Below are 3,768 nucleotides of genomic sequence, written 5' to 3'. Positions count from 1 at the left end.
TGTTTTTGGATATGAAAATAATTATGAACAATTCGAAAAGCGTTACGGATTACAATATCATATCTTGCTATGCCTATGAACTTACCGATCGATTACTACTGTTTTAATGATGCGTCTGATACATTGGAGTTCAAGAATAAGGTTGAAGAACATTTGAAATAGTATTCAATCTTATTTAAACAAACATTTACACCCTTCCTTTGGTAGGATCACAGAAGTTTTTAGCAGGGAATCTATATTAACTGGCTTGTATTTTTCATTCTTGCTGGTTTGGCCTTTTAGTCCAATAGACAACAGTATAAAACATTGAAGTAATAGTGCGATTTTCATGAGTGGTTGATTGAGAGGCATTTTTAAATATACTATATTTAAAAATATAATACCACATAGAGTTTTGCCTGGTTTTAGTAAGCCCTTTTATCACTTACTTTGTTTACTTTAGTAAGTAGCTCTAATGTTTACCTTTTTAACGCGATCATTCAATGCCAACTATAAATCGTCGTCATCTCATCATTCACATCTCTTTCCTTTTAACGCTAGGCTTAGCCAGCTGCAAGCCCACAGGTTCGGAACAAAAAACAACTGCTATTGCTAAGTTGACGATTCGTTATATGAATGAGAATAAGCCAGACAGCGTTTATTTACTATTTGGAGAAACCCTCCGAAAACAAATTCCAGTAGTCAGATGGGCTAGTATTTACAAAAAACAGATCTCGGGATTGTTACCCTTAAAAAATCTAAGCTTAGTAAGCTGGAAAGATTCAATTGGGATATACAAAGTGACTGGAAAAATACCCCTGCAGATTATGTTTGGTAATCTGGATAAAGACGGCAAGATGAATACATTTGCCGCTCTGTCATCCACAGAAACGGCAAAGAAAACACACAAAGTAGCTACCGACAACAAATTAATCAACCACCTGGATAGTACTGTTGATAAGGTGGTTTCCACCTACATCCAAACTAAAGGTAATGTTGGGGTAAGTACAGGTGTTCTTTATAAAGGGAAGAGTTACTTTTATAATTACGGTGAGCGCAAAATGGACACGAAAAGTCTGCCCGATAATCATACACTATATGATATTGGTTCTATAACTAAGACATTTACCTCTACCCTGCTTGCTCTGGCAGTTCATCAGCAAAAACTAACTCTTGAAACATCAATTACCAAGTTTCTACCAGATTCTGTGGCTGAAAACCCTGCGTTACAAAAGATAACATTTAAAGAACTTGCCAATCATACCTCTGGTTTACCAAGGGATGCCGACAATCTGGGAGCTACGGTTATTGATGCCAATCAGCCTTATGGTAACTATAAGGTTAAGGACTTGTTTTCGCTTCTAAAGCATTTTAAACAAACAACAGTGCCAGGCGTAAAGTATGGATATAGCAATTTAGGCGTCGGGCTAATAGGTGTATTGTTTGATTCTCTTCTAGTCCCACTCTTGATACAGCTATAAAATTAATACATCAGGTCACTTTTGATAAAAAACCGGATATAGTTGGACTAGGTTGGTATTATTTGCCAGATAACAAAAACGTTATGACTCATACTGGCGGAACAGGTGGTTATCTCAGCAGTATTTGCATAGATCTGAGTAGGCAAATAGCTGTGGTTATTCTAACGAACAATACAAATACAGGTCATAGCTTGGGTAATAATTTAATCACTGCGATTCATTAGTAAAGTTGATAATATGCTGAGTATAACTTGCGCATTTAACAGTCTAATGATTAGTAATGGTCTAATGATTTAAAAGTGAATCAGGATTATTAGTAATTATAAATCTAAATTTTAAACGTATGTTATTCGCTTCTATCGGTACTGGTAAAATTGTATTAATTCTAGTTGCTATTGCTATGCTATGGGCATTAGGACGTTATGGTAGAGATACGCGCATAGGTTTTGGTGGTGTTATTTTGCTTGGGCTTTTCCTTACCCCATTGATTGCATTTATTATTATATATTATTTAATAACCTGCAAGATTAAAAAGACAGGTTTAGCCGAAATCTATATTAAAAATTAGATGACAATATGCTCGGCTTGTTTTAGAATATATGGGACTTGAAGGGTCCGTTGGCGACAGTTCTTGGGGTATATACGCCGGAATATTTAGAGATAAATATTATATTGAATGGATTGTGGAGTTTGACCCGACTAAATAGTGTAAAATACCTATTTTTATATATTTCCCGAGAAATTGCTTTCATGAAAAAAATAAACTTAAAAATACTGCTGATTTCAATCATTTTTCTTGGGATTTTAACCGCTGTTAGCTTTGTTGCTGTAGGTGCCGAAGAAGAAGGAACAAGCGGAGGCAGTTTGGCAGTATTAACGCTTTCAAAATTATTTTATGTACTTAGATTTCCGACACATACTTTACTTTGGAATGTTATGGGAGACAATGAATACGTTTTTTTTGTTTTGCTGGGAGTAAATGTCTTGATATACGGATATCTTATTGAACGGCTGTTTTATAAATGTACCTGATTACATGTATTCAATGTCGCCATCATCCTACATATTCGGAATTTCTTGATTCCAATAACTTGCTTTCGATAGCCTGATTCAAAATCATGGTTTATTCATAATGGTTGTACTTCACTTTTTATACAATTGTAATGTCTAAATCTAATTTGCTTTGGACACCCTTTTAAATTCAACCTTCTTCAGCCCTAATTCTTCTATTTTAATTTGAAATTCCTCTTTAGCAAATGGACCTAGTACGCCATTTTCAGGAGTGATTGTCTTTTCCATTTTTTTAATAATATAATAATTAAGGTCAGATTTATTATTGAAATCTTTTGATTGCTTAGCAATTATAAACTCTTCATTATTTCCAATTTCAATAATCTTAGAAGATAAAACCCCTACAAAATCACCTGTTTCTAATTTATAACCTATGTAAATATCTCTATTATAATTATCTGTAGTTGTAATAAAATAATTTCCTAGTATTTTTTGTCGTTGAAATTCACTACCGACACATGACGATATTAGTAGCGCGTATAAAACTATAAAAAGCTTACTTATTTTCATTTCAACTATAATTCTTAATAGTTGTTTTGAGATAAGTCAGTATCCAAACGAAAATAGCTACGATGGCTAAATCGTATAGTAAATTTACTAATATAAAAGAGATCATGAAAGCACTTCCATCTATCCCCTCGAAAGTCTTTTTTTGCAAGTAAGGGAATGGAAAGCCTAATTCGACAAATGAGAAATGATTCCATAGTAATGGTAGTGCAGACATTAATGCGAAACACAGAACCCCAATTAAAAAATATTTCATACGCGTAAGTTATTCGGTTGGCATTATTATATCTCTTATGATAAAGTCTCTGGTAATGCCATATCTTTCAAATTTACCAATTAGCATTTGGACATGTAATATTACTTTTGGCCCGAATTGATCTCCCCATGAGTCCCATATCAGGTTGAATAATCTTCTATCTTCACCACCTATCGGGATATATAATGAACTATCTCCAACTTTAAATTGACCACTGTCATCCGCAAATTGCCACATTACTTCCGGGTGTTGACGCTGAAACATTAGAAATCGGTGTCTATGTACGCCTGAAATTGCGCCCAGGTTCTTATCATAGTTCGCCGTAAACTGAATATTAGTAATAGAATACCCTTCCTTTGGTAAGATCACGGGAGTTTTTAGCAACGAATCAATATTAACCGGCTTATATTTTTCATTCTTACTAGCCTGGCCTTTTAGTCCAATAGAAAATAGTATAAAACATGGAAGTAATAG

At 34.1% G+C, this 3,768-nt stretch carries 5 protein-coding genes; 3 read left to right on the top strand and 2 right to left on the bottom strand.

What is annotated here, in order from left to right:
• Positions 1-482: 482 nt before the first annotated feature.
• From AC1DG9_RS26140 to AC1DG9_RS26130, 3 genes are all read left to right on the top strand, one after another.
• Entirely contained in the window at positions 483-1,460 is a 978-nt protein-coding gene (locus AC1DG9_RS26140; protein ID WP_477635579.1) for a serine hydrolase domain-containing protein, read from the top strand.
• 343 nt (positions 1,461-1,803) lie between these two features.
• A complete protein-coding gene (locus tag AC1DG9_RS26135) occupies positions 1,804-2,028 on the top strand; it encodes a hypothetical protein (RefSeq protein ID WP_172662695.1) in 225 nt (74 codons plus the stop codon).
• Between the two features lie 182 nt (positions 2,029-2,210).
• Entirely contained in the window at positions 2,211-2,492 is a 282-nt protein-coding gene (locus AC1DG9_RS26130; protein ID WP_172662694.1) for a hypothetical protein, read from the top strand.
• A gap of 141 nt (positions 2,493-2,633) precedes the next feature.
• Here AC1DG9_RS26130 and AC1DG9_RS26125 read toward each other — a convergent pair whose 3' ends face one another.
• Both AC1DG9_RS26125 and AC1DG9_RS26120 read right to left on the bottom strand, forming a co-directional pair.
• Positions 2,634-3,041, bottom strand: coding sequence for a DUF3997 domain-containing protein (locus AC1DG9_RS26125; protein ID WP_172662693.1), 408 nt, complete (start codon positions 3,039-3,041; stop codon positions 2,634-2,636).
• A gap of 262 nt (positions 3,042-3,303) precedes the next feature.
• The coding region (locus tag AC1DG9_RS26120) for a hypothetical protein (RefSeq protein WP_477635578.1) at positions 3,304-3,768 on the bottom strand (465 nt) is incomplete at its 5' end.

It is taken from the genome of Pedobacter sp. 05L430 (assembly GCF_056397585.1).
Note: the sequence above shows the minus strand (reverse complement) of the source record. Positions and strands in the feature narration are given on the sequence as shown.